This is a genomic window from Enterobacter sp. SM3 (genome assembly GCF_009811935.2).
In the GTDB taxonomy this organism is placed as follows: Bacteria; Pseudomonadota; Gammaproteobacteria; order Enterobacterales; family Enterobacteriaceae; genus Enterobacter; species Enterobacter asburiae_D.
Map to the genome: position 1 here is coordinate 1,439,431 of NZ_CP099971.1, position 12,582 is coordinate 1,452,012.

13 protein-coding genes are annotated in these 12,582 nt (G+C 53.3%); 2 read left to right on the forward strand and 11 right to left on the reverse strand.

All coding sequences use genetic code 11. The features are described from left to right. Positions 1-39: 39 nt before the first annotated feature. The 3 genes from ybiJ to mcbA form a co-directional block, all read right to left on the reverse strand. Complete coding sequence (ybiJ, locus tag GVO84_RS06685; RefSeq protein ID WP_023310874.1) at positions 40-300, reverse strand: DUF1471 family protein YbiJ; 261 nt, start codon at positions 298-300, stop codon at positions 40-42. A 285-nt stretch (positions 301-585) separates the two neighbouring features. Then, positions 586-852, reverse strand: a complete 267-nt coding sequence (locus GVO84_RS06690) for a DksA/TraR family C4-type zinc finger protein (protein WP_029739810.1) — start codon at positions 850-852, stop codon at positions 586-588. A gap of 122 nt (positions 853-974) precedes the next feature. Beyond that, complete coding sequence (gene mcbA / locus GVO84_RS06695; protein ID WP_121425390.1) at positions 975-1,241, reverse strand: DUF1471 family periplasmic protein McbA; 267 nt, start codon at positions 1,239-1,241, stop codon at positions 975-977. Positions 1,242-1,484: 243 nt separating this feature from the next. Here mcbA and rlmF point away from each other — a divergent pair, with 243 nt between their 5' ends. Further along, positions 1,485-2,396, forward strand: a complete 912-nt coding sequence (gene rlmF, locus GVO84_RS06700) for a 23S rRNA (adenine(1618)-N(6))-methyltransferase RlmF (protein WP_159513701.1) — start codon at positions 1,485-1,487, stop codon at positions 2,394-2,396. 48 nt (positions 2,397-2,444) lie between these two features. Here rlmF and ybiO read toward each other — a convergent pair whose 3' ends face one another. The 6 genes from ybiO to rhtA form a co-directional block, all read right to left on the reverse strand. Continuing rightward, a complete protein-coding gene (gene ybiO, locus GVO84_RS06705; RefSeq protein ID WP_159513702.1) occupies positions 2,445-4,658 on the reverse strand; it encodes a mechanosensitive channel protein in 2,214 nt (737 codons plus the stop codon). Between the two features lie 125 nt (positions 4,659-4,783). After that, positions 4,784-5,506 carry a glutamine ABC transporter ATP-binding protein GlnQ gene (gene glnQ / locus GVO84_RS06710; protein WP_159513703.1) on the reverse strand — a complete coding sequence of 241 codons (723 nt, stop codon included), beginning with the start codon at positions 5,504-5,506 and terminating at the stop codon, positions 4,784-4,786. Beyond that, the gene (gene glnP, locus GVO84_RS06715) at positions 5,503-6,162 is read right to left on the reverse strand and encodes a glutamine ABC transporter permease GlnP (RefSeq protein ID WP_003858462.1); all 660 of its coding nucleotides are present in this window, start codon (positions 6,160-6,162) and stop codon (positions 5,503-5,505) included. Before glnP ends, glnQ begins: the two co-directional genes overlap by 4 nt. Before the next feature lie 93 nt (positions 6,163-6,255). Further along, positions 6,256-6,999: a glutamine ABC transporter substrate-binding protein GlnH gene (gene glnH, locus GVO84_RS06720; RefSeq protein WP_025757271.1), complete on the reverse strand. Its 744-nt coding sequence runs from the start codon at positions 6,997-6,999 to the stop codon at positions 6,256-6,258. 362 nt (positions 7,000-7,361) lie between these two features. Beyond that, complete coding sequence (gene dps, locus GVO84_RS06725; RefSeq protein WP_010428924.1) at positions 7,362-7,865, reverse strand: DNA starvation/stationary phase protection protein Dps; 504 nt, start codon at positions 7,863-7,865, stop codon at positions 7,362-7,364. Between the two features lie 299 nt (positions 7,866-8,164). After that, the gene (rhtA, locus tag GVO84_RS06730) at positions 8,165-9,052 is read right to left on the reverse strand and encodes a threonine/homoserine exporter RhtA (protein ID WP_121425387.1); all 888 of its coding nucleotides are present in this window, start codon (positions 9,050-9,052) and stop codon (positions 8,165-8,167) included. A gap of 354 nt (positions 9,053-9,406) precedes the next feature. Between rhtA and ompX the strand changes: the two genes are divergently transcribed. Continuing rightward, positions 9,407-9,925 (forward strand): outer membrane protein OmpX, encoded by a 519-nt coding sequence (ompX, locus tag GVO84_RS06735; protein WP_121425386.1) that lies wholly within the window; start codon positions 9,407-9,409, stop codon positions 9,923-9,925. A gap of 548 nt (positions 9,926-10,473) precedes the next feature. Here ompX and GVO84_RS06740 read toward each other — a convergent pair. Together GVO84_RS06740 and mntS are read right to left on the reverse strand one after the other, a co-directional pair. Next, the gene (locus GVO84_RS06740) at positions 10,474-12,057 is read right to left on the reverse strand and encodes a phosphoethanolamine transferase (RefSeq protein WP_159513704.1); all 1,584 of its coding nucleotides are present in this window, start codon (positions 12,055-12,057) and stop codon (positions 10,474-10,476) included. 283 nt (positions 12,058-12,340) lie between these two features. Further along, complete coding sequence (mntS, locus tag GVO84_RS06745) at positions 12,341-12,469, reverse strand: manganase accumulation protein MntS (protein WP_014831181.1); 129 nt, start codon at positions 12,467-12,469, stop codon at positions 12,341-12,343. Positions 12,470-12,582: the final 113 nt, after the last annotated feature.

Sequence of the window (12,582 nt, forward strand, 5' to 3'; positions counted from 1 at the left end):
CCAGAGGGTATGGCGAGGGTACAGCATTCATTCAGTCGATTATTTGTAGATAACCGCGGTACCGCTCAGCTTGTTATTGCCGTTAGCGGAGGTAATGGTGTATCCGCTTGCACCGGCAGCAGCGGCTTTCTCAGCCAGTTTGGCTTCCAGGCCGTCTAGGGTGGTTGCGCCATCAGCACTGACCACACCGACTTTGTTCATGTTCTGTGCCTGAGTAGAAGAGACAGGCTCTACAGCGAAAGCGCCGAAAGACAGAGCGGACAGGGCAACAGCAGCTACAGCATATTTGATGGTTTTCATAATTAATCTCTCGCAGGTGTTTCTGTTAAGGGGACGATGTTCCGTCGATGTGATAAGTATCACGGTTTTTCGCGAGTGATAAAATCGAAGAGAATTGACGTGGTTACTCAAAAAAATTGAATGACAAATAACTTATTGAATATTAATAAATTCAAAGCACCGCTTTACACTTCTTGCGGATGCGCTTTACAGAAGCGATAAGAAGGGCACGTTTTGCTACGCGTCTGGCTAAAAACCGTGAGCGTAAAGGAACGCGCGGGCTCGGTTAATTTTGGTAAAGCAAAGTCAACGTAACTGGCTGTCTTTCGAACCTCTGCGATTATATCCCGAGTGTGACGCATTTTTTGAATCTTTATGCTGCTGACAGGTAATGCAAAGCCGTACGCCGGGAATGGCTTTTCGGCGCGCCTCCGGAATGGGTTCTCCGCATTCTTCGCATTCCGTTAAGCTTTCGCCGCGCGGAATTTCACCGCGGGCACGCGCAACTGCATCTTCAATTGTACTGTTGATCTGTTCGTTAACAGCGTCGTCATTTGCCCAGCCGGAAGCCATAGCATCCTCCTGAAATCGGTTTAGGCCATACGTTTACTATGGGGTTAAAAAATGAACAATCAAGGCGAAGGGAGAAGAGAACTGCACCCGTTGGGCAGATGCAGTCTTGCAGAAGAGACAGGTTATTTATAGATGGTCGCAGTGCCGTACATATGGTTATCTCCGCCAGCGGAGTTCACCACGAATCCTTTTGCACCTTCCTGACGGGCTTTTTCGGCGAGCTTAGCCTGCAGATCGTCAAGGTTGCTGGCACGGCTTACCGAAACGGTGCCCGCAGGGCGTAGCTGGCTCGTATCGGTATTCTGGGTCAGTGACTGAACGGCCATGGCAGAGAAGGACGCGGTCGCCAGGGCGGCTGCGATAACAGCAAGGGTCAGGTACTTTTTCATAATCACATCCTCATGAGGAAACAACAGGTGATTCCCTTTAAGTTTAGAAGCCTGACGAGTGTGACTTAGCGCAAATATTTGATGATGATCTGCTTATTTTTTGAACGATATAAATTGACAATTCGCTGACGGATCATAGACATAAAGGTGTTTGATTTATGGCGGTTTTTTGAGCGTCGCAGAGAAAGATTTACCGTGGGGCCTGCAAAGGGTATCTTACGCCGCTGTTTAAAGGAGAATGCCATGACTGCCCAAAAGCCGGGATTGCACCCGCGAAATCGCCACCGCAGCCGCTACGACATGAACGCGTTGTGCCTGAGCTGCCCGCCGCTGCAGGACTATCTTGTTCAGACCCCAGCGGGTGAGCCCTCGGTCAACTTTGCTGACCCGCAGGCGGTTAAAATGCTGAACAAAGCCCTGCTGGCGCATTTTTACGGTGTGGCTCACTGGGATATTCCGGAAGGCTTTCTCTGTCCACCTGTGCCGGGCCGCGCTGACTACGTTCATCACCTTGCCGACCTTCTTGCCGAAGGCAATGAGGGGGTCGTTCCACAGCAGGCCACCATCCTGGATATTGGCACCGGGGCGAACCTGATTTACCCGCTGATTGGCGCGCACGAATATCAGTGGCGCTTTACCGGAAGCGAAATTGGTGACGAGGCCTTTGCCAGTGCCCAGGCGATTATCAGCGCTAACCCGGGATTGAGCCGCGCCATTCGCCTGCGTCGTCAGAAAGACGCGGCGTCGATCTTCAACGGCATTATTCACAAAAACGAAAGCTATGACGCCACGATGTGCAATCCGCCGTTCCATGATTCGGCGGCATCGGCCCGTGCGGGCAGCGAGCGCAAGCGCCGTAACCTGGGCCAGGACGAGGATGCCGCGCTGAACTTCGGTGGTCAGCAGCAGGAGCTTTGGTGTGAAGGGGGCGAAGTGGCGTTTATCTTGCGCATGATTGCGGAAAGCAAACAGTTTGGCCGTCAGGTGAAGTGGTTCACGACGTTGGTTTCCCGGGGGGATAACCTGCCACCGCTCTACCGCGCGCTGACCGAAGCGGGCGCCGTAAAAGTGGTGAAAAAAGAGATGGCGCAGGGCCAGAAACAGAGCCGCTTTATCGCCTGGACGTTTATGGACAACAACAAACGTCGCAAATAGCACCCCGTCGTAGGCCGGGTAAGGCGAAGCCGCCACCCGGCAACCAGGTTACAGCGTCGGCTCCTGCGGAGGGAGCGGCGATGCGGGCGGCGGCAATACCTGATAGGTTTGCACGGGCATCCGCACGTTCGCCAGATCAAAGTGTTTCTTCACCATGCTGTCGAGCGCAAAGCGTACCGTCCACTGCTTCAGCGGCTGGGTGGTGAACGACACGCGCAGGGTAAACGCCGTATTCGTCAGCCCGACGATGCCGGCAAATGACGGCTCTCCGATCACCAGCCCGCGGATATCCTCCATCTCCATCAGTTCTTCTACCGCATCGCGCAGCGCCTGCTTCGCTTTGTCCGCATCCTCGTGGCGATCCACATCGTAGTTCGCCACAACGGAACCAATGCCGCGCACAAAGTTGGCGAAGGTGGTGATCGAAGACCAGGGAATGATGTGGTACGCCCCGGTGTCCTGACGCACGCCAACCGAACGGATGGACATCCTCTCCACGGTGCCGGTTAACGGCCCGATGGTCACCAGATCGCCCGTGTTCATCCCGTTCTCAAACTGAATAAAGATGCCGGTAATAATATCCTTCACCAGCGTTTGCGAACCGAAGGAGATGGCCAGCCCCAGGGCACCGGCACCCGCCAGCAGCGGGGCGATATTCACGCCGATTTCCGACAGCACGATCATGATGGTGATGGTGCTGATAATCACCGCCAGCGCGTTGCGGAACAGCGTTAACAGCGTTCTTGCCCGCGCGCTGGGCAGGGGCCTGCCGTGAATATCCGAGACCAGACGGTTCTCAATAAGGCTCGCCAGCAGCGTCCAGCCGACGGCGGAGAAGAACAGAATCAGCGCGATGCGAATCAGGATATCGACCGTTTTTTCACCCGCACCGTTGTGCAGCCAGTTCCAGAAATCAAACAGGCTCCACGCATTCAGGAGCAGCATAATCGCCACGCAGACGGTGAGAATGCGCGCCACTTTGAGCGATACCGACATCCAGCCGTTTACCCGCTTTTGCAGTTCCGGATAACTCCGCTGGACCTGCGGCGACAGGGTGATGGTTTTCGAGATCCAGCGCGACAGCAGCCCCGACACAAAGGCCGCGATGCCGATAATGGCCAGGCTTTTGAACGTCGCCCCCATCATAAATTTCAGGCTATTACCCGGGTCAAACAGCGAGAAGAAGCACAGTACGATGAAGTAAGCGCTTGCCAGCCAGTGCCACACCAGGGCGAACGCGCGAATAAAGAGGCTAAAGAACGACAGGGAGCGATCGGCCAGATTCAGCAGGCTTTGGGTAATGGTTTTTTTATTGTGGAAGATAAGGTACAGCGACCAGACGGTAATGCAGATCATGATCAGCACGTTTGCCAGCGCGCCAAACTGGACGTTCACCTGGTTGGAGATGATCGGCACGGCAACCAGCAGACCGTAGCCAATCAGCCCGCTGAGCACGCTCAGGCGCAGCGCCCAGTACTTCGCGCTCGCATCCCGAATGGAGAAAGGACGCAGCTCCGGCACGTGCGGACAAAAGAGTAACCGCAGCAGCGCCTTGAAGAACTCAATCAGGGCAAAGGCATTCAGGAAAAGCGACTGCTGGAAGGCGATGGTTTTGTTGCCAGCATTCAGCCTGTCGGCCAGCATCTGGCCTAAAAACAGCGTCAACGCCAGCAGCAGTAAATCGATGATAAACGCTGAGGCTATCATCAACGGCAGGTGCAGCCAGCTGCTTTTCTGCTGATTCTTCCTGCGTCCCCATTGCCCCATTTTGCGGTACAGCGGCCACGCGCACAGGCGCACCAGCCAGTAAAAAAGAAATACCGCACCCGCCAGCATCAGGAACTGCGTGGCGGCGGCGGTGAACGTTTGCGGGTTAAATGCCTTATGCGGTGAGCCAATCAGGTTTCTGTATAGCTGAGCGAAGCGCGAGGAGAGCGCTTCCCCGTAGTGGCGGCTCACGTCGGTGACGTTTTCCAGCACCGTTTTTTGCTCCTCAACCTGCGGAGGTGTGAGGGTTGGCACCTCCGCCTGCGGCGGCGTGGCGGCCACTTTCCGCAGCTGACCAATGAGTTCCTGTCGGGAGGTGTCGTTCTCGAGGACGTCGGCAAGGGCGCTGTAGGCCGCTTTTTTCTGTTCGGCATCGGGCTCGGGTGGCGGCGTGCTGTTCGTCGTCGCGGTGGTTCCGGTGGTGACGCCGGGGATCGCGACGGCGAACGATGGCGCACTAAACAGGCTTATCAACAGCAACAGGATCCACGGCACGGCGTCCTCCGGTGAAAATGTCGAACAAAATGATAAGTATAGAAGTCGAGGCGAGGAGGGGGATTTTTGGGAACAATCTGGCGTAAAAAAGCCGGGCATGCCCGGCTTACATGTGAAGCTAACGATCAGGAGACGTGCTGCAGGAACTCCTGCAAACGCAGGCTCGGCGGGTTCGCGATCAGCTCCTGCGGGTTGCCGTCTTCCGCGATGCGGCCTTTATCAATAAAGATCAGGCGGGACGCCACTTTCTCAGCAAAGCCGATTTCGTGGGTCACGATCACCATCGTCATCCCTTCTTCCGCCAGATCCTGCATGACTTTCAGCACCTCGTGACGCAGCTCTGGGTCGAGTGCGGACGTAGGCTCATCAAACAGCATCATTTTCGGTTTGACCGCCAGGGCGCGGGCAATCGCCACACGCTGCTGTTGACCACCGGACAGCTCGGAAGGGTAGTGGTGCGCACGTTCTGCCAGGCCGACTTTTGCCAGCAGATCTTTTGCCAGCGCTTCCGCCGCCGCTTTGCTGGCACCGCGCACGCGCAGTGGGCCAAACATCACGTTTTCCAGCGCCGTCAGGTGCGGGAACAGGTAGAACTGCTGGAACACCATGCCCGCTTCCTGACGAATCAGACGGTCATCCACTTTCGGGTCGTTCACCTTCAGGCCGTCGACGATCAGATCGCCGCTGGTGATCTCTTCCAGCTTGTTGATGCAGCGCAGCAGGGTGGATTTACCGGAGCCGGATGGCCCAATAATCACCACCACTTCACCCTGTTTAATGTTCAGATCGATATTGTGCAGCACCTGGGTTGGGCCAAAGTGCTTGGAAACGTTTTTAAATTCAATCACAGGATTTTCATCCTTCTTTCAAGACGACGCAGAACGAAGCTCAGAACCAGAGTAATGATCAGGTAGACAACGGCTACCGCACTCCAGATTTCCAGCGCGCGGAAGTTGCCAGCAATGATCTCCTGACCCTGACGGGTCAGCTCGGCCACGCCGATAACAATGAACAGCGACGTATCTTTGATGCTGATAATCCACTGGTTGCCGAGCGGCGGCAGCATACGGCGCAGCGCCAGCGGCAGAATAACGTGGCGGATCGTTTCGCGACGAGAAAGACCTAACGCCAGACCGGCTTCACTGAAACCTTTATGAATCGACAGCACCGCACCGCGGGTGATTTCCGCGATGTAAGCGCCTGAGTTGATCATAATGGTCACGACGGCTGCGCTGAACGGGTCGATGCGCAGGTCGGTGAACGCCATTGGCAGGGCGAAGTAGATGAACATGACCTGCACGACGATAGGGGTGCCGCGGATCACTTCGATGAAAACCAGTGCGATATGGTTTGCGATCCAGCCGCCGTAGGTGCGAGCGAAACCGGCGACAAGACCGATAATCAACCCACCAACCAGACCCAGGACCGAAATCCACAGAGTCATTTTAGCGCCTTCAAGCAAGAGTGGAATGGCAGGCCAGATGGCGCTCCAGTCAAACTGCATGATGTATTCCTGTATACCGTGGTGAAAAACGAAAAACGTAGGCCCGGTAAGCGGCAGCGCCACCGGGCATTACAAACCTGAATTCAGGTGAAATTATTTAGGCTCGGTACCGAACCATTTTTTGTAGATTTCGTTATAGGTGCCGTTCTCTTTCAGCGTTTTCAGCGCGCCGTTAACTTTCGTGCGCAGCTCGTCGCTGCCTTTCGGGAACGCGATACCGTACTGCTGTGCTTCCAGAGACTCACCAACGGCTTTGAACTTGCCGTTACCTGCTGTTTTGATGAAGTACAGGATGTTAGGCGTGTCGTGCAGAACAGCGTCAGCACGGTTGGTGCCGAGTTCCATGTATGCGTTGTCGATGTTCGGGAACTGACGCAGGTCTTTGGTTTTGATATTTGCTTTCGCGTAATCAACAGAACCGGTGCCGCTCTTCACTGCCACCACTTTGCCGTCGAGATCTTTCACGCTTTTTACGTCGTTATTATCGGCTTTGACCATGACCAGCAGGCCGCTTTTGTAGTAGCCGTCAGAGAAGTCGATCGCTTTTTTACGTTCATCGGTAATGGTGATGCCTGCCAGTGCCAGATCAACGTTCTTGGTTTGCAGTGCCGGGATGATGCCGCTGAAGTCCATCGGCTTCAGGGTGTAATCCAGCTTGAGTTCTTTTGCGACAGCGGCCCACAGATCCACATCAAAACCAACGTATTTATCACCCTGTTTGAATTCAAACGGAACGAACGCCGTGTCGGTCGCCACAACCAGTTTGTCGGCAGCCTGAGAGGACACTGCAAAAGCCAGGGTAAGTGCAGCCAGTGAAACTTTTAATACAGACTTCATAGCATTTCCTTTTATATCCACGGGGCGATCCCCTGCGAGAACAGGTGGCACAATGAAAAAATCGTGCCAACTTTACAAGCTATTGTTTTGCAAAGGGGATGATGTCATGCATTGCACAATAAATGGGGCAATGAGGTTTTATTGCACCAAAGTGGAGCACTATTTTGGTGCGCTTCGTTTGGCCCAACTGACGGGGAGATATTTAGCGTAAATTCCGACGAAAAAACAATCTTCCGTTAACGGTTGTGTGAAGTGATTATTACATTTCGTTCACTTTTGCAGGTGTGCAGACAAAAACTGTGCACCATAGATGTGCAAAACCCTCACCGGAGGGCGAGGGTTTGATAGCAAATTCGTATGAATTATTCGATGTTAGATTCGATAAACCACAGGAACTGATCCAGGTCGCGGGACGCGGCGGTGAAAATGTCTGCGGTATCTTCGTCTTTGGCTTCCCCAATCGCTTTACGCACGTCATTTGCCACAATCGCGTAGCGGTCCGCCAGCTCTTTCAGGTGATCCTGAACGGTATGGATATCCAGCGGATAACTCTTCAGTGGCGTTTTGCTGTTGATCACCTGCGTAGTACCCAGCGCCACGCCGCCTAGCTGAACGGCACGTTCAGCCATCGTATCGAGGTGGGTAACCAGTGCTGTGCGGAAGCCATCCAGCATTTCATGAACGGCAATAAAGTTTGCACCGCGCATATTCCAGTGGGCCTGTTTGGTGATCAGCGAAAGATCGATGAACTGGATCACCTGGCGATTCAGCAACTCAATAGTCGCTTTTTTGTCGCTATCCGATACATCGTTACGGGTATAAAGCAGATTAGACGCTTTCGTTTTCACCAGTTTAGCGGTACTCATAATCTCATATCCTCTTGATGTTTATGTCCCAGGTAATTACGGAACTAAGTATAGCACCGGATTTTTTGCCTGCGGTTCGGCTGTGCCTATTGGTTTAATAGCGAGAAGGAGGTTGAGAATTTAACTTATTGAAATTGATGTCAATTTTTTAAATTGATACAGATCAATCTTAATTGCTGGAGAGGGCCGTAAACGCAGAGGGATATTTCGAAAATAGCGCAAAGTATGTAAAAAATTATAACGGCTGTCTTTCTGGCCTTTATTCTGCATGGCGTGGAGGCCATGCAGAATATATGGCCTTAGCTGATATCCACTTTCTCAACTTTAGGTTCAGGGCGCATGGTGAGCGTTGAGCCCATTGATGCCGCGATAATCGAGCAGAGCGCCAGCGTCTGGGTCAACGTGAGGGTTTCGCCGAGAAATACCATTCCAGAAATGGCGGCTAGCGCAGGCTCCATGCTCATCAGGGTGCCAAATATGCGTGTCGGCAGACGCGTAAGGGCAATCATCTCCAGAGAGTAGGGGAGTGCGGTAGAGAGAATCGCGACCGCCAGCCCGATGGGCATAACCGACCATTGCCAGATAGATTCGGTCGCCTGCGCCATGCCGATAGGCACAAAGACAATGGCAGCGATCAGTGACCCCAACGCAACGGTCGCCGGACCGTGCTCTTCTCCCGCACGCTGGCCCGTAAGTATATAGACGGCCCAGCATGCACCTGCACCCAGCGCCAGGGCAGCGCCCGTCAGATCAATCTCAGCGACGCTCTGGCCCAGGGGAAGCAGGAACCATAACCCCAGCACGGCTAACACGACCCAGATAAAATCGACCGCACGTCGCGAGGAGAAAAGCGCCACCGCCAGCGGGCCGGTAAACTCCAGCGCGACGGCGATCCCCAGCGGTATCGTCTGAATAGAGAGGTAGAACAGATAGTTCATTGCTCCCAGGGAGAGTCCATAAAACAGCAGGGGTAAACGCTGCTCCTTTTTGAACCGCAGACGCCAGGGTTTGAAAATGACCACCAGTATCGCCGTGCCCAGCACGATACGCAGGGCGGTGACCCCAGGCGCGCCAACCAGCGGGAAAAGCGATTTTGCAAGCGAAGCACCGCTTTGAATGGACAACATGGCGATGAGTATGACTGCGACCGGCAACCAGACCGACGACGTGCGGGATAACCCAGGCATCCTTTCTCCTGTCAGCTTATGTCAAATGAGGTAAAGGTTGCAGTGTAAAGGAAATAAGCGGCAACGGTTGAGGCGCTGTTGAAAAAAAACCTCGTGAAATCCGTAAAATGGTTAAGCGCTGGTGGATTTATCGCCTGATAGATTAGGAATAATCTGGATGAATGTAACGGCGCGTGCGCGCACTATGCGCATTTAGTAGTGAAAATTGCATGTGATTTGAAAGAGATAGCTGACGCTGGAAACGTTCTGTTACAGGAAAGGTTTCATTAGACATCACGAATCACAAAGAGTTTCGCAAATTTTTTTGATATATTTAAAACTTACGGACTTACTTGAAGCACATTTGAGGTGGTTATGAAAAAAATTGCATGTCTTTCAGCACTGGCCGCTGTACTGGCTGTTTCCGCAGGTACCGCTGTAGCTGCTACTTCTACTGTTACTGGTGGTTACGCTCAGAGCGACTATCAGGGCGTGATGAACAAAGCTAACGGTTTCAACCTGAAGTATCGCTACGAGCAGGATAACAACCCACTGGGCGTGATCGGTTCTTTCACCTACACCGAGAAAGATCGTTCTGAAAACGGCGCATACAACAAAGGCCAGTACTACGGTATCACCGCTGGTCCAGCTTACCGTCTGAATGACTGGGCGAGCATCTACGGTGTTGTAGGTGTTGGCTACGGTAAATTCCAGCAGACTGAAAACCTGAGCGAAAGCCGCACTGCAAGCAACAGCGACTACGGTTTCTCCTATGGCGCAGGCCTGCAGTTCAACCCAATCCAGGACGTTGCTCTGGACTTCTCCTATGAGCAGAGCCGTATCCGCAACGTTGACGTTGGCACCTGGATCGCGGGCGTAGGTTACCGCTTCTAATCACTCCGGTGATGAAATAAAAAATCCGCCCATTGTGGCGGATTTTTTTTTGGCTTTTTCCCTCTCCCCGTGAACTGAGGGTTCCCCAGTAATTTTTTAAACTGGAAGCGATTGGGATTTTATACGTAAAATAAATAACTTACAGCGACTCCCTGGTCCGGCTGTAAATCGCTGAGGCGTTTCCTGTAGGCCGGGGCGAGGCGCATGGATGCGCCGAGAGGGCGGGCTTTACAGGGATGTTACCTCCGCCCGTACCCGATAAGCCGGAAGGAATAAGCCGAAGGCACCGCGTAGCGGCGATTTACCGCCGGGAGCCCGGGTTGCCAGGGTGGTGGCGATTGAGCCACCCTGGCACGTTCACCGATTATGGCGTTACAGAGTAGCAAGAAAATTGAAGTGAACGGAAATACCACCTTAGCCGTATGTTCCCCTCACCCTAACCCTCTCCCCGGAGGGGCGAGGGGATTGTTCACTGCTCGCTTTAATTTGTGGGGAACCCTCAGCCCCGTGGGAGAGGGCCAGGGTCAGACCGCACGAGACGGCAGAAACTACTTACTCTTAATATCAAAAATATCCGTACCCAGATGGTTGTAGTCAACTTTCTGTAACTTGAAGTTGGTAACGTACACTGGGGGAGCTTTCTTGTTAGAGACAAACGGGTAAGCCGTTTTTATCTGCTCGGCCTTAATCCCCGTCCACTGCGAGAAGAACTGCAGGAAATCATTTGCCGAACGACGCGCTTTAATAACGCGATGCGTTTTATCATCACTCGACAGCACCATAAACGGCACCTGGAAGTTCTGTTGGAACTTGTCATCGTGCGCCAGGTACTGCACCTCTTTACCACGCTCTTTAAACGCCAGCCCGTGATCCGAGAAATAGACCATGGAGAAGCTGTCGCCCGTATTGCGTAGCTGATCGTACAGCTTGCTCAGCAGGTTGTCGGTTTGCGTCATGGTGTAGAGATAGCAAGAGGTCTCTTTGGACTGCACGAACTCCGCGTACTTCCCGCCGGTCCGATCGCAGGCCTGCGGGTGCGACCCCATCAGGTGCAGGACGATCAGCTGAGGCTGGATGCGCGGGGTGGCGAAGACCTGGGCCGTCATTTTCAACAGCGCTTCGTCTTTGGTGTTTTTGTCGGCTTCAAAGTCGCCGTTCTTCAGGAACTGCACTTCGTCGGCACGCTTGGCGATACTGGCGATGGCCGTATCGTATTCGCCAATTTGCCCCTGATTGGAGAACCACCAGGTCTGATAACCCGCGCGGTTTGCCAGGGTGACAAAATTATCCTGGTACTGAGGTTTGCCGTCGACGACCCGGTTAAGCGTCAGGCCGAGCGATTTCTGCGTCGAGCCGCTGGCCGCGACGTAATCGGTAAACAGCGTGCCTTTGACCGAACTGGCAAACGGTGTGTTATCCCAGTGTCCGCCGAAGGCTCCCATTGCATCGCGACGTGCACTTTCGCCAATCACCACCACATAGGTGTGATATTTCGGCTTAACGGCCAGCACGTTCCAGGTGTCTTTCATATTGGAAAGCTCAGCCATGCGCGCCTGTTCGTCGAGAACCTCTTTATTATTGACAACGACGTCTTTCACGAAGCGGAAAACCGGATAGCCGATATTGATGAGCCTTAGCTTACCGTCCCAGGGAATATTCTGGATGGGGGCGACAAACGCCACGGCAATGCTGAAAACCAGACAGAGTATTTCGATCTTACCCCAGGATTTTTTCTCGCCCGACTGACGGCGGATGGCGATAACGCCCAACGCGAAGATAAAGATCCCGACCACGTAGCTGTACCACGGGAAGATCGTCAAGATCTCCGTCGACTCTTCCATATTGGTCGAGTGCAGCGCCAGCAGGGTATTAAAGTTTGGCGCGCCGTAAGCCTGGCCAAACGGGAAATAGAGTGCAGCAACCAGCGAACAGATCCCGATTAACGCCTTTTGCACGCGCGGTGCGGCTCGCCACAGCACATGCAGAACGCAGGTGAACGCCACCGCGTAGAGCAGGCTAAAGGGATAACCCAGCGCAAAGTTAATCAGTAATGACTGCAAAAAGTAAAAACCCGTCCACGGGCTTAAGGCCCGGCTGCGGGTCACAACGGTATCTATCAGGGTTACATTCATAGGTCACTATCATGGATGAAAACGCCATGTGCTCACCCTGGCGTCAAGGGTCATAACCTGCCTGACAGTGCGTGGAGAGGGAATGAGGGTCCGCTTCAGCGAGCCGCAAATTGTGCAGGGCTGCAAGAAGATAGTGCGAGCGCTAAATAATATCAACAGTTGCTAAGCAGATGTTTTGCGAAGGGGACTGCAAATCCGTAAAAAAGATCGGGAATAAGGCGGCTGGAAGCCAGTTTACAATGAGATTGTGACGGGAAAATGAAGCGGCGTACCGCAACGCCGCTTAGTGGGAAGGTTTGTCGTCCTGATGCGGTTTGTTGTTAAACATATCGCACAGCATGTTCAACAGCATTAAGCGCACTTTAAAGGGAGAGTGGGTAAACACGGTCATGCACCTCTTGAATTCGTTCATAAGACCTCCTGAGTTTTGATCCCTTCGATCCGTGAAGGGTGACTGCATTACATACAGATATAGCACAGGCTATATTGTATAGCTATGGCTATTTCGTTAATTTTTTGTGCTTG

Excerpts from the sequence above, each read along its gene's own strand:
- ybiJ (WP_023310874.1), bottom strand. The coding sequence starts at position 300 with ATGAAAACCATCAAATATGCTGTAGCTGCTGTTGCCCTGTCCGCTCTG.
- GVO84_RS06690 (WP_029739810.1), bottom strand. The coding sequence starts at position 852 with ATGGCTTCCGGCTGGGCAAATGACGACGCTGTTAACGAACAGATCAAC.
- mcbA (WP_121425390.1), bottom strand. The coding sequence starts at position 1,241 with ATGAAAAAGTACCTGACCCTTGCTGTTATCGCAGCCGCCCTGGCGACC.
- rlmF (WP_159513701.1), top strand. The coding sequence starts at position 1,485 with ATGACTGCCCAAAAGCCGGGATTGCACCCGCGAAATCGCCACCGCAGC.
- glnP (WP_003858462.1), bottom strand. The coding sequence starts at position 6,162 with ATGCAGTTTGACTGGAGCGCCATCTGGCCTGCCATTCCACTCTTGCTT.
- glnH (WP_025757271.1), bottom strand. The coding sequence starts at position 6,999 with ATGAAGTCTGTATTAAAAGTTTCACTGGCTGCACTTACCCTGGCTTTT.
- dps (WP_010428924.1), bottom strand. The coding sequence starts at position 7,865 with ATGAGTACCGCTAAACTGGTGAAAACGAAAGCGTCTAATCTGCTTTAT.
- rhtA (WP_121425387.1), bottom strand. The coding sequence starts at position 9,052 with ATGCCTGGGTTATCCCGCACGTCGTCGGTCTGGTTGCCGGTCGCAGTC.
- ompX (WP_121425386.1), top strand. The coding sequence starts at position 9,407 with ATGAAAAAAATTGCATGTCTTTCAGCACTGGCCGCTGTACTGGCTGTT.
- GVO84_RS06740 (WP_159513704.1), bottom strand. The coding sequence starts at position 12,057 with ATGAATGTAACCCTGATAGATACCGTTGTGACCCGCAGCCGGGCCTTA.
- mntS (WP_014831181.1), bottom strand. The coding sequence starts at position 12,469 with ATGAACGAATTCAAGAGGTGCATGACCGTGTTTACCCACTCTCCCTTT.